General features: G+C 58.0%; 16 protein-coding genes. 10 read left to right on the top strand and 6 right to left on the bottom strand.

Annotation, left to right across the window (positions count from 1 at the left end; all coding sequences use genetic code 11):
• Nucleotides 1-134: 134 nt before the first annotated feature.
• A complete protein-coding gene (locus KSS91_RS08250) occupies nt 135-440 on the top strand; it encodes a hypothetical protein (RefSeq protein WP_437179749.1) in 306 nt (101 codons plus the stop codon).
• Nucleotides 441-505: 65 nt separating this feature from the next.
• Here the strand turns inward: KSS91_RS08250 and KSS91_RS08245 are convergent, their stop codons facing one another.
• Both KSS91_RS08245 and moaB read right to left on the bottom strand, forming a co-directional pair.
• Nucleotides 506-1,693, bottom strand: a complete 1,188-nt coding sequence (locus tag KSS91_RS08245) for a molybdopterin molybdotransferase MoeA (RefSeq protein WP_217838375.1) — start codon at nt 1,691-1,693, stop codon at nt 506-508.
• 22 nt (nt 1,694-1,715) lie between these two features.
• Complete coding sequence (moaB, locus tag KSS91_RS08240; protein ID WP_015094061.1) at nt 1,716-2,255, bottom strand: molybdenum cofactor biosynthesis protein B; 540 nt, start codon at nt 2,253-2,255, stop codon at nt 1,716-1,718.
• 81 nt (nt 2,256-2,336) lie between these two features.
• Between moaB and mobA the strand changes: the two genes are divergently transcribed.
• A complete protein-coding gene (mobA, locus tag KSS91_RS08235) occupies nt 2,337-2,951 on the top strand; it encodes a molybdenum cofactor guanylyltransferase MobA (protein ID WP_217837564.1) in 615 nt (204 codons plus the stop codon).
• Nucleotides 2,952-3,027: 76 nt separating this feature from the next.
• Nucleotides 3,028-3,249, top strand: a complete 222-nt coding sequence (locus tag KSS91_RS08230) for a YgdI/YgdR family lipoprotein (RefSeq protein WP_007973479.1) — start codon at nt 3,028-3,030, stop codon at nt 3,247-3,249.
• Between the two features lie 85 nt (nt 3,250-3,334).
• Here the strand turns inward: KSS91_RS08230 and KSS91_RS08225 are convergent, their stop codons facing one another.
• From KSS91_RS08225 to KSS91_RS08210, 4 genes are all read right to left on the bottom strand, one after another.
• On the bottom strand, nt 3,335-4,225 hold the full coding sequence (locus KSS91_RS08225) for a pseudouridine synthase (protein ID WP_217837563.1): 891 nt from the start codon (nt 4,223-4,225) through the stop codon (nt 3,335-3,337).
• A 63-nt stretch (nt 4,226-4,288) separates the two neighbouring features.
• Entirely contained in the window at nt 4,289-4,606 is a 318-nt protein-coding gene (locus KSS91_RS08220; RefSeq protein WP_015094058.1) for a hypothetical protein, read from the bottom strand.
• Between the two features lie 172 nt (nt 4,607-4,778).
• Nucleotides 4,779-5,015 (bottom strand): glutaredoxin family protein, encoded by a 237-nt coding sequence (locus KSS91_RS08215; protein ID WP_015094057.1) that lies wholly within the window; start codon nt 5,013-5,015, stop codon nt 4,779-4,781.
• Between the two features lie 104 nt (nt 5,016-5,119).
• A complete protein-coding gene (locus KSS91_RS08210; RefSeq protein WP_007973484.1) occupies nt 5,120-6,328 on the bottom strand; it encodes an ammonium transporter in 1,209 nt (402 codons plus the stop codon).
• Between the two features lie 328 nt (nt 6,329-6,656).
• On the opposite strand from KSS91_RS08210, the gene KSS91_RS08205 reads away from it, so the two are divergent.
• From KSS91_RS08205 to KSS91_RS08175, 7 genes are all read left to right on the top strand, one after another.
• Nucleotides 6,657-6,971 carry an ElaB/YgaM/YqjD family protein gene (locus tag KSS91_RS08205; RefSeq protein WP_015094056.1) on the top strand — a complete coding sequence of 105 codons (315 nt, stop codon included), beginning with the start codon at nt 6,657-6,659 and terminating at the stop codon, nt 6,969-6,971.
• A gap of 1 nt (nt 6,972) precedes the next feature.
• Nucleotides 6,973-7,362, top strand: a complete 390-nt coding sequence (locus tag KSS91_RS08200) for a phage holin family protein (RefSeq protein WP_015094055.1) — start codon at nt 6,973-6,975, stop codon at nt 7,360-7,362.
• Nucleotides 7,359-7,703, top strand: coding sequence for a hypothetical protein (locus KSS91_RS08195; protein ID WP_217837562.1), 345 nt, complete (start codon nt 7,359-7,361; stop codon nt 7,701-7,703). Before KSS91_RS08200 ends, KSS91_RS08195 begins: the two co-directional genes overlap by 4 nt.
• Before the next feature lie 218 nt (nt 7,704-7,921).
• Nucleotides 7,922-9,250 (top strand): deoxyguanosinetriphosphate triphosphohydrolase, encoded by a 1,329-nt coding sequence (locus tag KSS91_RS08190; protein WP_015094053.1) that lies wholly within the window; start codon nt 7,922-7,924, stop codon nt 9,248-9,250.
• A 177-nt stretch (nt 9,251-9,427) separates the two neighbouring features.
• Complete coding sequence (locus tag KSS91_RS08185) at nt 9,428-9,820, top strand: response regulator (RefSeq protein WP_217837561.1); 393 nt, start codon at nt 9,428-9,430, stop codon at nt 9,818-9,820.
• A 245-nt stretch (nt 9,821-10,065) separates the two neighbouring features.
• Complete coding sequence (locus KSS91_RS08180; protein WP_007973494.1) at nt 10,066-10,692, top strand: response regulator transcription factor; 627 nt, start codon at nt 10,066-10,068, stop codon at nt 10,690-10,692.
• A gap of 8 nt (nt 10,693-10,700) precedes the next feature.
• Complete coding sequence (locus KSS91_RS08175) at nt 10,701-14,342, top strand: transporter substrate-binding domain-containing protein (RefSeq protein WP_217837560.1); 3,642 nt, start codon at nt 10,701-10,703, stop codon at nt 14,340-14,342.
• Nucleotides 14,343-14,369 lie beyond the last annotated feature (27 nt).

The raw sequence follows: 14,369 nt of genomic DNA, 5'->3' as shown, positions 1-14,369 counted from the left end.
GCATCTGGGAGATGTTGACCGCGCAGGCGCTGTTAAAGGTCGCCAGAAAACCAATTATTTCCAGTCAGGCAACTTGATCCCCTACGGCAGGATTTTTCTTACAGGACGTGAGGAATCTGCTCAATTGACCGCAAATCCGAATTGGTAGACCTTGGGGTTTCAGCAGGACACCACAGGGACGTGCCAAGCAAGGCCAAAACCCTGGATTACCGGCCAGCACAAGAGCCACGGGAGAAATTGATATGGAACCTCGCGTCACCGAGCTGGAAACACACCTCAAGCACATACGCAGGGACCTGGACGAAATCCGCGGTGACGTCAAATCCATCAAGCACAGGCTCGCCTACTCCACCTGTGGAACGGTCGTGATCCTCGGTCTTCTTGGCTGGATCGCCAATAGCCGTTTCGAGCAGGTCATTTCATTGTTCCTGGCACATTGAATGGCCATCAGGCAAAAGCCCGGTTCAATCAACCGGGTTTTTGCCTGGCTAATCCGCTGAAGCGGTCAGCTCAGTACTTCGCTCAACGGAATGAAGAAAACGCTATCGCCCTGAACCAGCGTGCGACCTTCCAGGACTTCTACCAGTCCATCAGCCCAGGCAGCGCTGCGCAGTACACCGGAACTCTGGTTTTTGTAGATCGTCGCCCTGCCGTTTTCCAGCCGTCCACGCAAATACTCCCGCCGATTGCCAGGTTGGGGCCAGTCAAACCCTGCCGGTACCTGCACCCTCAGCGGCTCGACTTCCTTTACACCCTGACGACGCAGGAGATAGGGCCTGGTCAACAAGGCAAAAGTCACAAGGGTCGATGCCGGATTGCCCGGCAAGCCGATCACGGGCACACCGCGAAAATGTCCGAACGTCAGCGGTTTGCCGGGCTTGATGGCTAGTTTCCACAGCGTCAGTTCGCCCTCTTCACGCAAGGCGATACCCAGAAAATCGGCTTCTCCCACCGATACGCCACCGGTCGAGAGGATCAGGTCGACATCCTTCAACTCACCCAATCGGGAACGGGTGGTTTGCAGATCGTCCGGAAGAATGCCCGCGTCGACGACTTCACAGCCCAGACGCTGCAACCAGCTGCACAACAACACCCGGTTGCTGTTGTAGATCTGTCCCGGACCTAGCGTCTGGCCCGGCTCAACCAATTCGTCGCCGGTCGACAGCACCGCCACACGTACCTTGCGAACGACCTCCAGCTCGGCGTAGCCCAATGAGGCAGCCAATCCTTGCTCGATCGGCCCCAGGCGTGTGCCTGCCGGCAGAATCAACTCGCCGACGGTCGCTTCCTGGCCTTGCGGACGGATGTTCTGGCCCTGGCTCAAGGCTTGCGTGAAACGCACTCGCTCATCCGCCTGGACCTCGGCGTTTTCCTGCATTTCGACACAATCGGCACCGGCGGGAACAGGCGCTCCGGTGAAAATGCGCGCACAGGTTCCAGGCTGCAACGGATCGGGGGCCTGGCCGGCAAACACCTTCTGGCTGACCACCAACGGCTCTCCCGTCCAGTCAGCCATGCGCAAGGCATACCCGTCCATGGCACTGTTGGGCCAAGGCGGCAGATCAAGGGTCGACAAAAGATCTTCAGCCAGTACACGCCCCTGCACCTGCGCCAATGGCAAGCGTTCACGCTCGACAATCCTTGAGACCTCGGCCATTTCCAACAAGCGTGCCAACGCCTCCTCGACGGGCATCAGGCTGCCGGTCTTGCCCGGCTTACCCACGGGATTCACAAGGCGCAGCCTGTTTCAGGTGAGGCACGAAATTGCACGGGCGATGCCGCGAATCCAGCTGTTCGGCCAGAATGCCGTCCCAACCGGTGCGCACGGCATTGGTCGAACCCGGCAAACAGCAAACCAGCGTGCCATTGGCCAGTCCGGCCAACGTCCGGGACTGAACGGTCGAGGTGCCGATATCGGCAACCGAGATCTGGCGGAACAGCTCACCGAATCCATCGACCTGCTTGTCCAGCAGGCAGCTGACGGCTTCCGGTGTGCTGTCACGCCCGGTAAAACCGGTTCCGCCGGTGATCAGCACCACCTGCACGACATCGTCGGCAATCCAGTTGGCGACTTGCGCACGAATTTTGTAGAGGTCATCTTTGAGCAACACCCGGGCTGCCAGGTAATGACCGGCGGCGCTCAGGCGGTCGACAAAGAGCTGGCCCGAGGTGTCGGTTTCCAGCGTGCGGGTATCGCTGACAGTCAGCACTGCAATGTTCAGCGGTGCGAAAGGTACATCAGCCTTGGCTTTCATAGGCTCGTCCAGTTGTAGGAGAAACAGCCCGGTGTTATATCACAGCGCTCCGTTTTTTCGCCGCTCCCATGGAGACCTGCCATGACCATGAATTCACAATTGCCACCCTGCTCCATTCTGCTCCTGGCGGGCGGTCGCGGCCAACGTATGGGGGGGCGGGACAAAGGGTTGCTGGAATGGCGCGGCGAACCGCTGATTGCCCACTTGCATCGCAAGACCCGCCCGCTGACCGATGACCTGATCATCTCCTGCAATCGCAACCTGGAGAAGTATGCGCCCTACGCCGACCAGTTGGTCCACGACGATGAAGGTGACTTCCCCGGGCCCCTGGCGGGAATTCGCGCGGGCCTGGAAGCGGCCCGCCATACCCATATGCTGGTCCTGCCCTGTGACGTTCCGGGCATTGATGCGGCGCTGATCGGCACCATGCTCGAGACCGCCAACCTGAATCCGGACAAGCCACTGATGGTGCGGCACGATGACCACTGGGAGCCGTTGTTGTGTGTGATTCCAGTGCTGCACAGGGCAGCCTTTGAAAAGGCCTGGAACGAGGGTGAGCGCAGCCCTGGCCGGTTGATGCGCAAGCTCGGCGCGACCGCGCTGCAATGCCCAGACAAAGACCCTAGGCTGGCCAACCTCAACACGCCGGAACTATTAAGCAGTCATGCAAGCGGTCACGACACTGTGTCAGACTGACATTGATCAGGAACTTGCGCGGACGGTTCACGTCTCAAGTTCAGCAACCAAAGAATTCATATTCGGAGACACACTCATGATGCAACGGACACTCGCCACTTTCATGCTCGCACTGGGCCTCGCCACCCTCGCCGGTTGCGCGTCGCCTACGGTGATCACCTTGAATGACGGTCGCGAAATCCAGGCCGTCGACACGCCAGAGTTCGACAAGGATTCCGGCTTCTACGAATTCGAACAGCTCGATGGCAAACAGACCCGCATCAACAAAGATCAGGTCCGTACCGTCAAAGAGCTGTAACCGGGTGCCGCCGGATACAGAAAAGCCCGCTTGATGCGGGCTTTTTCATGCCTGAAGAACAGCACTTCAGGGACGCCGTTCAGGATCACCATTGCAGGGTGATTTCACTCTCGAACTCACGCACCTGGCCTGTGACCGGATCGATGAATCTCAGCCCCTGGGCCAGCAGCTTCAAAGGATTGGCGTAGTCATCCTGCGCATCCTTGAGCACCTCGGGGTAAAACGGGTCGTTGCAGATAGCGGCGCCCAACGCCGCCATGTGTACCCGCAACTGATGTTTCTTGCCCGTCACCGGGTAAAGACCATACCGCCAGAGTTTCTCCTGTTTCTCCCTGACTTCGATCGCCGTCTCGGTGTTGCAGGCCCCCGGCCCTTCCTGCATGCGGAAGAACGGCTCGCCATCGATCAGCCGGCTTTTATGAACCCGCGGGAAAGCAAGTTCAGGCAACGCCGCTGCGATGGCCTCGTAGCGCTTTTCGATCTGCCGGGTTGGAAACAACGACTGATAAGCCGAACGACTCTGCGGATTGGCGGAAAACAGTACCAGCCCTGCGGTATGCCGGTCGATGCGATGCAATGGCACCAGATGCGGATTGTCCAGGCGACGGATCAAGCGCCTGAGCAGCGTCTGTTCGACGTATTCGCCAGCCGGCGTCACCGGCAGAAAGTGCGGTTTGTCGGCCACCACCAGATGCTCGTCCGCGTACAGAATCGACTCGATCACCGGGATCGGCTTTTCATCGGGCACTTCGCGAAAATAATGAATCCGCAAACCTTCCCTGTAGGCCAGATCGAGGGCTATCGGCATGCCCTGCCCATCGAGGACCCGGCCACGGGCGATTCTGTCCAGCCATTGTTCACGACCGATGGCGCTGAAATGCTCGCACAGACAATCGACAACGGTCTGCCACGGGCCAGGTGGCAAGTACAGCGTACTGGCCTGGCTGTGTGCCGCGGAAAAAGAAGAAGTGGACATACGAAAGTTCTAACCCTCAGTGCAGGGCGGCATTATCCAACAGCACGGGGAGTGAGCCTAGCCTCAAGCCGGAATCCGTGTGCGCGCCGCCGCTTCGGTGTATTCCTTGAGCCAGCGCAGTACATCGACCGCCTCCCAGCGAGCGGGGTCATAGAGGGCGTACAACAATCCCTGATAACCCACGACATCGAGTTGCCGGTGATAACCCGCGCGTTGAAACAAGGCTTCGATTTCTGCGAAACAGGTATTGAAATGCGTTTTGTTGAAGGGTGTCTTGCCCTCGGTCACCAGACCATCCAGACGCAACTCAAGAACAGCTTCACTCACGACGTCTGCGGACATCCGGTTCACGCTGTTCTTCAACTGTTCGACATTGACCACGATTCATCCCTCTCACGCCCGGGCTTGTCTGCTCGCTGCCGAAAATCAGCAGCGGCCATGCAAGCGCCACGAATAACTGTATGCGCATACAGTATCCGATCAGTACCGGATAAGCCAAGGGGATCAATCGCAAAGTTCGACAGGCGGGAAACACCACCAGCGCAAAAGCCGCTCAAAGCAAGAACGCCACCACCTCATCGGCACTGAATGGCCAGCCCAGTTCAGCACCGGTGTCGACCCGCCGCAACACCGGGATGCGCAGGCTGTAGGCGGCGAACCAGGTTTCATCTTCGGCGATATCCACCAGCTCCACCAGCAGACCGCGCTCGACAAACTCCATCAACATGGCTTCGGCTACTTCACAGAGATGGCATCCAAGGGTGCCGAACAGCTGACATTCGGGAAGCATGAGCACTCAACCGGAAAATGAAGTGACCATTCTAGGCCTGCTCCGAAAAACCGTCGAGCCATTGAGTCTCCTGCCTGATGCCACCGACGATGATCAGACCTGTGTCAGTCCTGGCTCACGGCGCCGATCTTGTGGATCGACAGGTCCGCGCCGTAATACTCCTGCTCCTGACTCAGGCGCAATCCATGCAGAGCCTTGATCACGCCATACACGGCGAACCCGCCGGCCAGCGCCACGGTGACGCCCAGTGCCGTGCCGATCAACTGGCTGATCAGGCTGACCCCACCTAGCCCGCCCAAAGCGCTCTGACCGAAAATGCCGCAGGCAATACCGCCCCACACGCCGCACAAGCCATGCAGCGGCCAGACACCCAACACGTCGTCTATGCGCCACTTGACCTGAGCGGCGGTAAAGCACCAGACAAACAACGCCCCCGCGACGGCGCCGGTCACCAGCGCTCCCACCGGATGCATCAGGTCCGAACCGGCGCAGATCGCCACCAGTCCCGCCAACGGTCCGTTGTGCAGAAAGCCGGGGTCGTTACGCCCGACGATCAGTGCGGCCACCGTACCGCCCACCATGGCCATCAATGAGTTCACCGCCACCAGTCCGCTGACACCTTGCAGGGTTTGCGCGCTCATGACGTTGAAGCCGAACCAGCCAACAATCAGGATCCATGAGCCCAACGCCAGAAACGGGATGCTCGAAGGCGCGAACGCGACCAGCCGACCTTCGCGATAGCGGCCATTACGCGGCCCGAGCAACAGCACCGCCGCCAGTGCCAGCCAACCGCCCATGGCATGCACCACTACCGAACCTGCGAAATCATGGAAACCGGCGCCAAAACGCTCCAGCAGCCAGGCTTGCAAACCCAGGTTGCCGTTCCAGACCATGCCTTCGAAGAACGGATAGATGAACGCGACAATCAACGCGGTTGCACACAGCTGCGGGACAAACCGGGCGCGCTCGGCGATTCCTCCGGAAATGATCGCGGGGATCGCCGCGGCAAAGGTCAGCAGGAAGAAAAACTTCACCAGTCCATAACCATGGTCGGCATTGAGCACGGCCGCCGGTTGCATGAAGGTCACGCCATAAGAAATCCAATAGCCTATAAAGAAGTAAGCCAGTGTCGATACGGCGAAGTCACTGAGGATTTTCGACAAGGCATTGACCTGGTTTTTCTGTCGCACGGTTCCGACTTCGAGAAAGGCAAAACCGGCGTGCATGGCCAGAACCATGACCGCACCGATCAGAATGAACAGCGTGTTGGAGCTATGGACCAGGGTGTCCACGGCGCTTTGCAGATTTTCCATGGGATGGGCTGACCTTATGGCAGAAAAAAGCACCAAAGCAGTTCGCGATGACAGACCGCGCACCAAGTTGCAGCCTCGAAGCATCAGAGGACTGATCTCGTTGAACCGCCATGGTGCACGGACACCGCCCGGGAAAAACCTGACCCGGACGTTTGCGCGAGTTTTTGATTGTTGGTCCTACGGTTTTACTGAAATCATGCCCGGCTATAGCGCAATGGTGCGGACCGGCGCACCACGACATAGCAAAAGTTGTACCAGTCATTTGTACTGAACCTTCGCAGAAGGCTCATACTCGAACGCATCAGAAAGCCACTTATGGAGATCCACCATGGCCCGCATCCAGGCAAAGACTGCTCAAGAAATCCTGATGAACGATTTTCAGACACTGGTCAGTGACACCGAACGGTTGCTGGAGCACACCGCGACCCTGGCCGGCGACCAGGCCGACGAGTTGCGCGAGCAGATTCACGAGAGTCTCTTGCGTGCCCGTGAAACCCTGAAGCTGACCGAAGACTCCCTGCGCGAACGCGGCAAGGCGGCTGTCACCGCCACCGAAGACTATGTCCAGGCCAACCCTTGGCAATCGGTCGGGATCGCGGCCGGCGTGGGTTTCCTGATCGGCCTGCTGGCCAGCCGGCGCTGATATGTCGATCGGTGAATCCGGCCCGTCTGCGACGGGAACAAGCTCCTCATCGCGGCGCCTGGGTGCTGCCTTCCTGGGGTTGCTGCACAGCCATGTCGAACTGTTCGGCATCGAGTTGCAGGAACAGAAAGCCCGCACCGTCAGCCTGTTGCTGTTTGCCGGTCTGGCGCTGGTGTTTGCGTTGCTGCTGCTGGTAGGGCTGTCGACCCTGGTGCTGATCGTGTTCTGGGACACCTATCGCCTGACCGCCATCATCGGGCTCTGCGTGTTCTACACCCTCGCCGCCATATTCTGCGCGATGCGTTTGAGGGCAGCGATTTTCGATGAGTCCTCGCCCTTCCACGGGACGCTGGAAGAGCTGGCCAACGATCGGGAGCGCCTGCTGCCATGAACCTGCCTGAATTGCCACGCAACAGCTCACGCACGGAAATGCGCAAGGCGCTGATTCGCCTGCGCATGGAAATGCACCGCCAGGAAATCCGCCACGAATCCGCGCAACTGCTGCAACCGTTGCAACGCGTGCGCGGGATGACGCAGAACCTGCAGGAAGGTTTCGGCATCAAACACGCTCCACTCTGGGGCGTGGCCGCCGTCACCTTGCTGGGTTTTCTGACCGGCAAGGGTGCAAAGAATGGCGGTGGCCTCAGCAGCCTGACCCGGCTGATCCGCCTCGGCACCACACTGGGGCCGTTGATCAAACTGATCATGCAGGGCTCTTCGCGCAAAGACTGATCAGTTTCTTTCTGGCTACGTTCTTGCAGTGTCGACGGGATGCCCCCTCTCTATCGAGGGGGCGCAGTCCTGTGCACCTGTCCGGTCAATTGCCCCCCTGCGAAAAAAGTTCTTGCAAGGTGGCCTCGATATCGACGGCGCCCGGTTGTAGTTCCGCTTGCAGGTCATGACGCGAAACGGGAAGCTAGGCCATCAGTCACCTGACGGAGAGTCCCGCCTTGGATTGGCACACCCTGCTTACCCGCGAACGCCTCGGAAAGCCTCTGCACAGCCCTGAAGAACTTGGCCGCAGCCCTTTTCACAAAGACCACGACCGCATCATTTTCTCGGGGGCTTTCCGCCGCCTCGGGCGCAAGACCCAGGTCCATCCGGTGTCCAGCAATGATCACATTCATACGCGCCTGACCCACTCGCTGGAAGTCAGTTGCGTGGGGCGCTCGCTGGGCATGCGGGTCGGCGAAACCATCCGCAACGCCCTGCCCGACTGGTGCGAACCCAGCGACCTGGGGATGGTGGTGCAATCGGCCTGCCTGGCGCACGACATCGGCAACCCGCCTTTCGGCCATTCCGGTGAAGACGCGATCCGTCACTGGTTCCAGCAAGCCGCCGGCCGTGGCTGGCTGGATGCAATGAGTGAAGCCGAGCGCAATGACTTCCTGAACTTCGAAGGCAACGCCCAGGGCTTTCGGGTACTTACTCAACTGGAGTATCACCAGTTCGACGGCGGCACCCGACTGACCTATGCAACCCTGGGCACCTACCTGAAGTATCCATGGACGGCCAGGCACGCCGATTCGCTGGGCTACAAGAAACACAAGTTCGGCTGTTATCAGAGCGAGCTGCCGCTATTGGAGCAGATCGCCCATAAACTCGGCCTGCCACAACTTGAGGAGCAACGCTGGGCGCGGCATCCGCTGGTGTACCTGATGGAGGCCGCCGACGACATCTGCTATGCGCTGATCGACCTGGAAGACGGTCTGGAAATGGAATTGCTGGAGTACGCCGAAGTCGAGTCCCTGCTGCTGGACCTGGTGGGCGACGACTTGCCGGAGACCTACCGCCAGCTCGGTCCCGGCGATTCGCGCCGACGCAAACTGGCAATCCTGCGCGGCAAGGCCATCGAACACTTGACCAATGCCGCGGCCCGCGCCTTCGTCGAGCAACAGCACGCACTGCTGGCCGGCACATTGCCCGGCGACCTGGTGGAGCACATGCACGGGCCCGCCAAGCGTTGCGTGTTGAACGCCAAGGACATGGCCCGCAAGAAAATCTTCCAGGACAAGCGCAAGACCCTGCACGAGATCGGCGCCTACACCACCCTGGAAATTCTCCTCAATGCCTTTTGCGGCGCAGCACTGGAGCAGCACAACGGCCGGACCCCGTCATTCAAGAGTCGCCGCATCCTTGATCTGCTGGGTAACAATGCACCCGATCCTCACGGCCCGTTGCACACGTCGTTTTTGCGCATGATTGATTTCATCGCCGGCATGACCGACAGCTATGCCAGTGACATGGCCCTGGAAATGACCGGACGTGCCAGCCACTGAGGTGCTTCGTTTGATCAGCCATTACGGCGTTCGTTTTGGCTGATCCCCCCCTCAACCTCCAACAGCACTCAAGTCTCGTCGAATTGCCCTACAACACATGGCGAGCGAACTGATCGCCTGTCCGACACTCTCGCGAAACAATCGCCCTCCCTCTGTTCGACAGATGAAATGTGCACCATGGCCGAAGACGATCTACGCATCCTCGTGGTGGAAGACCACCCCTTCCAACTGATAGCCACTCAATGCCTGCTGGAAAGTTATGGCTTCACCCGCCTGACTACCGCCGACAGCGCCAGAAGCGCCATGCAGCAGATGCTCGGGGTCGACCAGCCATTCGACATCCTTTTATGCGATCAATGCCTGCCCGATCTGACCGGACTCGATCTGGTCCGGTTCGCCAGTCAGCGAGGGCTGATCAGACAGGCGATCATGCTGAGCAGCCTGACGACGTCTGAACTGGATGAACTTGTAAAAACGGCCACTGAACACGGGCTGCCATTATTGGGCTACATGATAAAACCATTGAAACAATCTGAATTTAGAGACCTGTTGACCTTGGCACCAACATAAACAAAAAGCACATATAAGAACCGACAAATACACAGCGTAAACCTACAAACAACTTCCAAAAAAAACCCACCAGACCGCCAAATTCCCCAGACTTCCTAATAAGAAACCTAGTTAATACGTAGTCCTATTCCTTTTAATTTGTAGGATTTCTCCTATATTGCTGCTACAGCCCGGTCCGTTCATGCGTCCCTTCAAGCATCTGAGCTAAGGTGCGCGCTTTATTTGAGCTCGCATGGGACTTGATTATGAACTCCGTTTTTATTGTCGACGATCACCCGGTTATCCGCCTTGCCGTTCGAATGCTACTGGAACACGAAGGTTACAAAGTCGTCGGCGAAACTGACAATGGGGTCGACGCCATGCAGATGGTTCGCGAATGCATGCCGGACCTGGTCATTCTCGATATCAGCATTCCAAAACTGGATGGCCTGGAAGTGCTGTCCCGGTTCAACGCAATGAGTAATCCACCTAAAACACTGGTACTGACCGCACAATGCCCGACACTCTTCGGTATTCGTTGCATGCAATCCGGAGCCTCGGGTTATGTTTGCAAACAAGAGGACATCAGTGAATTGGTGAGTTCCATAAAAGCAGTATTTTCAGGTTACAACTATTTCCCGAGTGAAGCCTTGAACCCCATCCACGGAGATGAAACACGCTGCATCGAATTGGAACTGTTCAAGTCCGTAAACGACCGGGAACTGATGGTCCTGCAACTTTTTGCCCAAGGTCGCACAAACAAGGAAATTGCCAAGGGCATGTTTCTGAGCAACAAGACCGTGAGTACCTACAAAAAGCGCCTCATGCAGAAACTCAAAGCCAAATCCCTGGTTGAACTGATCGAGATGGCAAAACGTAACGCACTCGTGTGAGAACCTGGATGCCCAGCCGTTTGAAGGTCTATCTGATTCAAGTGACCGCAGGTCTATGCGTGAGCACCTCGTTGTTCGGAGCACCGGGCAATGAATTCTACACGCTGCTCAGTCGCGCGAAGGTCGGGGCGCTGGAGATTCGACTGGATGAATCCCAGCAACAATGGATAAACAACAAAAATCAACTGACGCTCGGCACGTCAGCCCCGGACTACCCCCCTTTCGACCTGACCACCAGTGGTCAGGACTATGAAGGCTTTACCGCCGATTACGCTGGCCTTCTGGAAAAAGCAACCGGTTTGCCGGTCAAGGTTCAGCGTTTCGAATCCCGAGGGGCCGCGATCGCTGCGCTGCAGAACGGCGATGTCGATCTGCTTGGCAGCGCCAATGGATTCGAAGCTGGAATTGCCGGGATTGCCCTGTCCATACCCTATGCCGTCGACCAACCCGTATTGGTGACCCGCGAAGGGGAAACCCGATCCCTCACCGATGGCCTGGCCGGATTGCGCCTGAGCATGGTGTATCACTATTTGCCGCTGGCGGAAGTCAAGGCGTTGTACCCAAAGGCGATCATCACGTCCTATCCGTCCTACCAGAATGCGATCAATGCCGTTGCCTTCGATCAGGCGGATGTGTTTCTCGGCGACACGATTTCAACTCACTACATGATCAACAAGGGGTACTTGAACAACATCCGGATGGCCAACTTCGGCAAACATGAAGCCCATGGCTTCAGCTTTGCCGTCAACAGGAACAACCCCGAGCTGCTCGGCATCATCAACGCGATGATCAAGGCCATTCCCTCCAGTGAGCGAGAAAACATCGCCAAACGCTGGAGCGCCGGCAGCGACATTCTGCTGACCGATCAAAAGCTGCAACTCACTGACCGGGAAGAACGCTGGCTGGCACATCACCCGGCAGTGCGCGTCGTCGTCAACGAAGCCTATGCGCCACTGACGTTTTTCGATAGCAATGACAACTTTCGCGGGATCAGCGCGGATTTGCTCGAGCTGATCAGGCTGCGCACCGGCTTGCGCTTTGACATCCAGCGCAGTCGAAACGATGACGAGATGATCGAACTGATCAAAAACAACCAGGCCGATGTGATCGCCGCATTGCTCCCCAGCGCCAAACGTCAAACCCAACTGAACTTTACCCGCCCCTTCCTGGAAAACTCCTACGTCCTGCTGACGCGCAAAGCCGCCGACAGCCCGACCAACCTCGAGCAGTTGCAGGACAAGCGCCTGGCCATTGCCCGCGGCAATCCACTCATGGATTACCTGCGCACGGAATTTCCCCGGATCAGGTTGATCGAAGCTCCAGATACCTTCAGCGCCGTAGAGTTACTCGACGAAGGTCAGGCCGAGGGCGCGGTGAACTCGCTGGTCATTGCCAATTACTTCATTTCGTCGCGGCTGTTCGAACACACCTTGCAAATCAGCACCACCATTGGCACCGAGCAGGCAGCGTTCTCGCTGGCCACTGCACGGGATGCCAAAGAGCTGAACGCCATTCTGAACAAGGCGCTGCTGAGCATCTCGCCGGAGGAACTGGGCATCATCAACAGTCGCTGGCGCGGCTATTCGGCGTCCTCGCAAAGCACCTGGCGCAACTATCAAAGACTGTTCTACCAAATCGTCATTGGTGCCGGTGCGCTATTGCTGATTTCCATTGCGTGGAACGACTACATGCGACGCCAGATCAAGCAGCGCAAGGCCGCCGAGCGTGCATTGAACGATCAGTTCGAGTTCATGCGATCGCTGGTCAATGGCACGCCCCATCCTATCTACGTACGTGATCGCCAGGGATTGCTGCAAAGTTGCAACGACAGTTACCTGCAAGCGTTCTGCGCCAGGCGCGAAGATGTCATCGGCAAAAGCGTCATGCAGGGGGCGATGAGCAATGTGTTCGAAGCCCGGGAGTACCAGGCTGACTATCAGCGCGTGGTGACCGAGGGCAGACCGTTGATCGTCGATCGCGAACTGCACATTGGTGGCCGGCGGCTGACGATCTATCACTGGATTCTTCCCTACCGCGATTCCAGCGCGACAGTGCAAGGCATCATCGGTGGCTGGATCGACATCAGCGAACGCCGGCAACTGCTCGATGATCTGCGTTGCGCGAAAGAACACGCCGATAACGCCAACCGGGCCAAAAGCACGTTTCTGGCCACGATGAGCCATGAGATCCGCACGCCGATGAATGCAATCATCGGCATGCTTGAACTGACACTCAAGCGTCTTGATCATCGGCACCCGGAGCGTCCGGCCATCGATGTCGCGTACAACTCGGCGAAAGGCTTGCTGGAACTGATTGGCGACATCCTCGACATTGCCAGAATCGAATCCGGGCGCTTGAGCCTTAGCCCGGAGCGCGTCAATCCGGGTGAACTCGTGGCCTCGGTCGTACGGATTTTCGATGGCCTTGCCCGACAGAAGGAACTCGAACTGAAGCTGGAGTTTTCTTCGGCCAACCCGACCTTCGATGTGTTGCTGGACCCTTTGCGCTTCAAGCAGGTGCTGTCCAACCTGATCAGCAATGCCATCAAGTTTACCGAGCAAGGCCAGGTCCGGGTCATTGTCGACCTGCACCCGGCAATGCAGCCTGATCGTGTGCAAATGCGGGTGCAGGTTCACGACAGTGGAATCGGGATCAGCGAACAGGATCAATACCGGCTGTTCGAGCCCTTCGCCCAGGCCGACAACGCCACTCAATCGGCCAGTGGGGGCGCAGGGCTGGGGCTGGTCATCAGCCGCAATCTCTGCGAGATGATGGGCGGCAGTCTGCAACTGCGCAGCGAGCCGGGTGTCGGCACTCAAGTGGAGGTATTGCTGCACCTGGAAACGTTACCGCTGCAACAATCTGCCCAGGTGGCCGAGACGCAAATTGTCGTCGCCACAACCCCATTGGATGTTCTGGTCGTCGACGATCATTCGGCCAATCGCTTGCTCACCTGCCAGCAACTGGAGTTTCTAGGCCATCGATTTACCGTCGCGGCCGATGGCCGGGAGGGATTGGAGGCATGGAAAGACCAACCGTTTGATCTGGTGATCGCCGATTGCAACATGCCGGTCATGAACGGTTACGAGCTGGCCCGTGCCATTCGCCAGCACGAAAGACAAAACCATCGCCCTCCCTGCACCGTGCTCGGTTTTACCGCCAACGCCCAACCGGAAGAAATACAACGCTGCAAACAGGCCGGGATGGATGACTGCCTGTTCAAACCCCTGAGCCTCGGGGCCTTGAGCCAGTGGATGGAAAACATTGAGCCCACCCATGCAACCCCGGCGTTCAGCCTGCACGGGTTGAAACTGCTGACCGGGGGCAACCCGATTTTGAACCGCAGATTGCTCAACGAGTTGGTCAACAGCAACCGCCAGGATCTGCAAACGCTGCTGTCGCTATCCAGCTCCGGGGATACGCAGGCGCTGCAGGACATTGCCCACAAAATCAAAGGCGCAGCCCGGATAGTGCAAGCCTCCCCCCTGATCGACCGTTGCGAGGCGCTTGAAGCCGCCTGCCATGAGGATTTCGATCGCGAAGAAGTGGCCGGATGCTGCAAATCCATGGAACGCACCATGCTTGAGCTGGAGGAGGCGTTACTACGTCAGATCAAGCATTACGACGAAGGCGCAATGACAGAGCCTTAACTATGCTTGGACCCTCAGCAGGGTGTT

It is taken from the genome of Pseudomonas azerbaijanorientalis, from assembly GCF_019139795.1.
Lineage (GTDB): Bacteria > Pseudomonadota > Gammaproteobacteria > Pseudomonadales > Pseudomonadaceae > Aquipseudomonas > Aquipseudomonas laurylsulfatiphila.
The sequence above is the reverse complement of the archived record's forward strand: the minus strand, read 5'-3'. Positions and strand labels throughout refer to the sequence as shown.

Coding starts and splice junctions, on each gene's coding strand:
- KSS91_RS08175 (WP_217837560.1), top strand. CDS start 10,701: ATGCCCAGCCGTTTGAAGGTCTATCTGATTCAAGTGACCGCAGGTCTA.
- KSS91_RS08185 (WP_217837561.1), top strand. CDS start 9,428: ATGGCCGAAGACGATCTACGCATCCTCGTGGTGGAAGACCACCCCTTC.
- moaB (WP_015094061.1), bottom strand. CDS start 2,255: ATGAAAGCCAAGGCTGATGTACCTTTCGCACCGCTGAACATTGCAGTG.
- KSS91_RS08210 (WP_007973484.1), bottom strand. CDS start 6,328: ATGGAAAATCTGCAAAGCGCCGTGGACACCCTGGTCCATAGCTCCAAC.
- KSS91_RS08245 (WP_217838375.1), bottom strand. CDS start 1,693: ATGCCCGTCGAGGAGGCGTTGGCACGCTTGTTGGAAATGGCCGAGGTC.
- KSS91_RS08205 (WP_015094056.1), top strand. CDS start 6,657: ATGGCCCGCATCCAGGCAAAGACTGCTCAAGAAATCCTGATGAACGAT.
- KSS91_RS08195 (WP_217837562.1), top strand. CDS start 7,359: ATGAACCTGCCTGAATTGCCACGCAACAGCTCACGCACGGAAATGCGC.
- KSS91_RS08230 (WP_007973479.1), top strand. CDS start 3,028: ATGATGCAACGGACACTCGCCACTTTCATGCTCGCACTGGGCCTCGCC.
- KSS91_RS08215 (WP_015094057.1), bottom strand. CDS start 5,015: ATGCTTCCCGAATGTCAGCTGTTCGGCACCCTTGGATGCCATCTCTGT.
- KSS91_RS08225 (WP_217837563.1), bottom strand. CDS start 4,225: ATGTCCACTTCTTCTTTTTCCGCGGCACACAGCCAGGCCAGTACGCTG.
- KSS91_RS08180 (WP_007973494.1), top strand. CDS start 10,066: ATGAACTCCGTTTTTATTGTCGACGATCACCCGGTTATCCGCCTTGCC.
- mobA (WP_217837564.1), top strand. CDS start 2,337: ATGACCATGAATTCACAATTGCCACCCTGCTCCATTCTGCTCCTGGCG.
- KSS91_RS08200 (WP_015094055.1), top strand. CDS start 6,973: ATGTCGATCGGTGAATCCGGCCCGTCTGCGACGGGAACAAGCTCCTCA.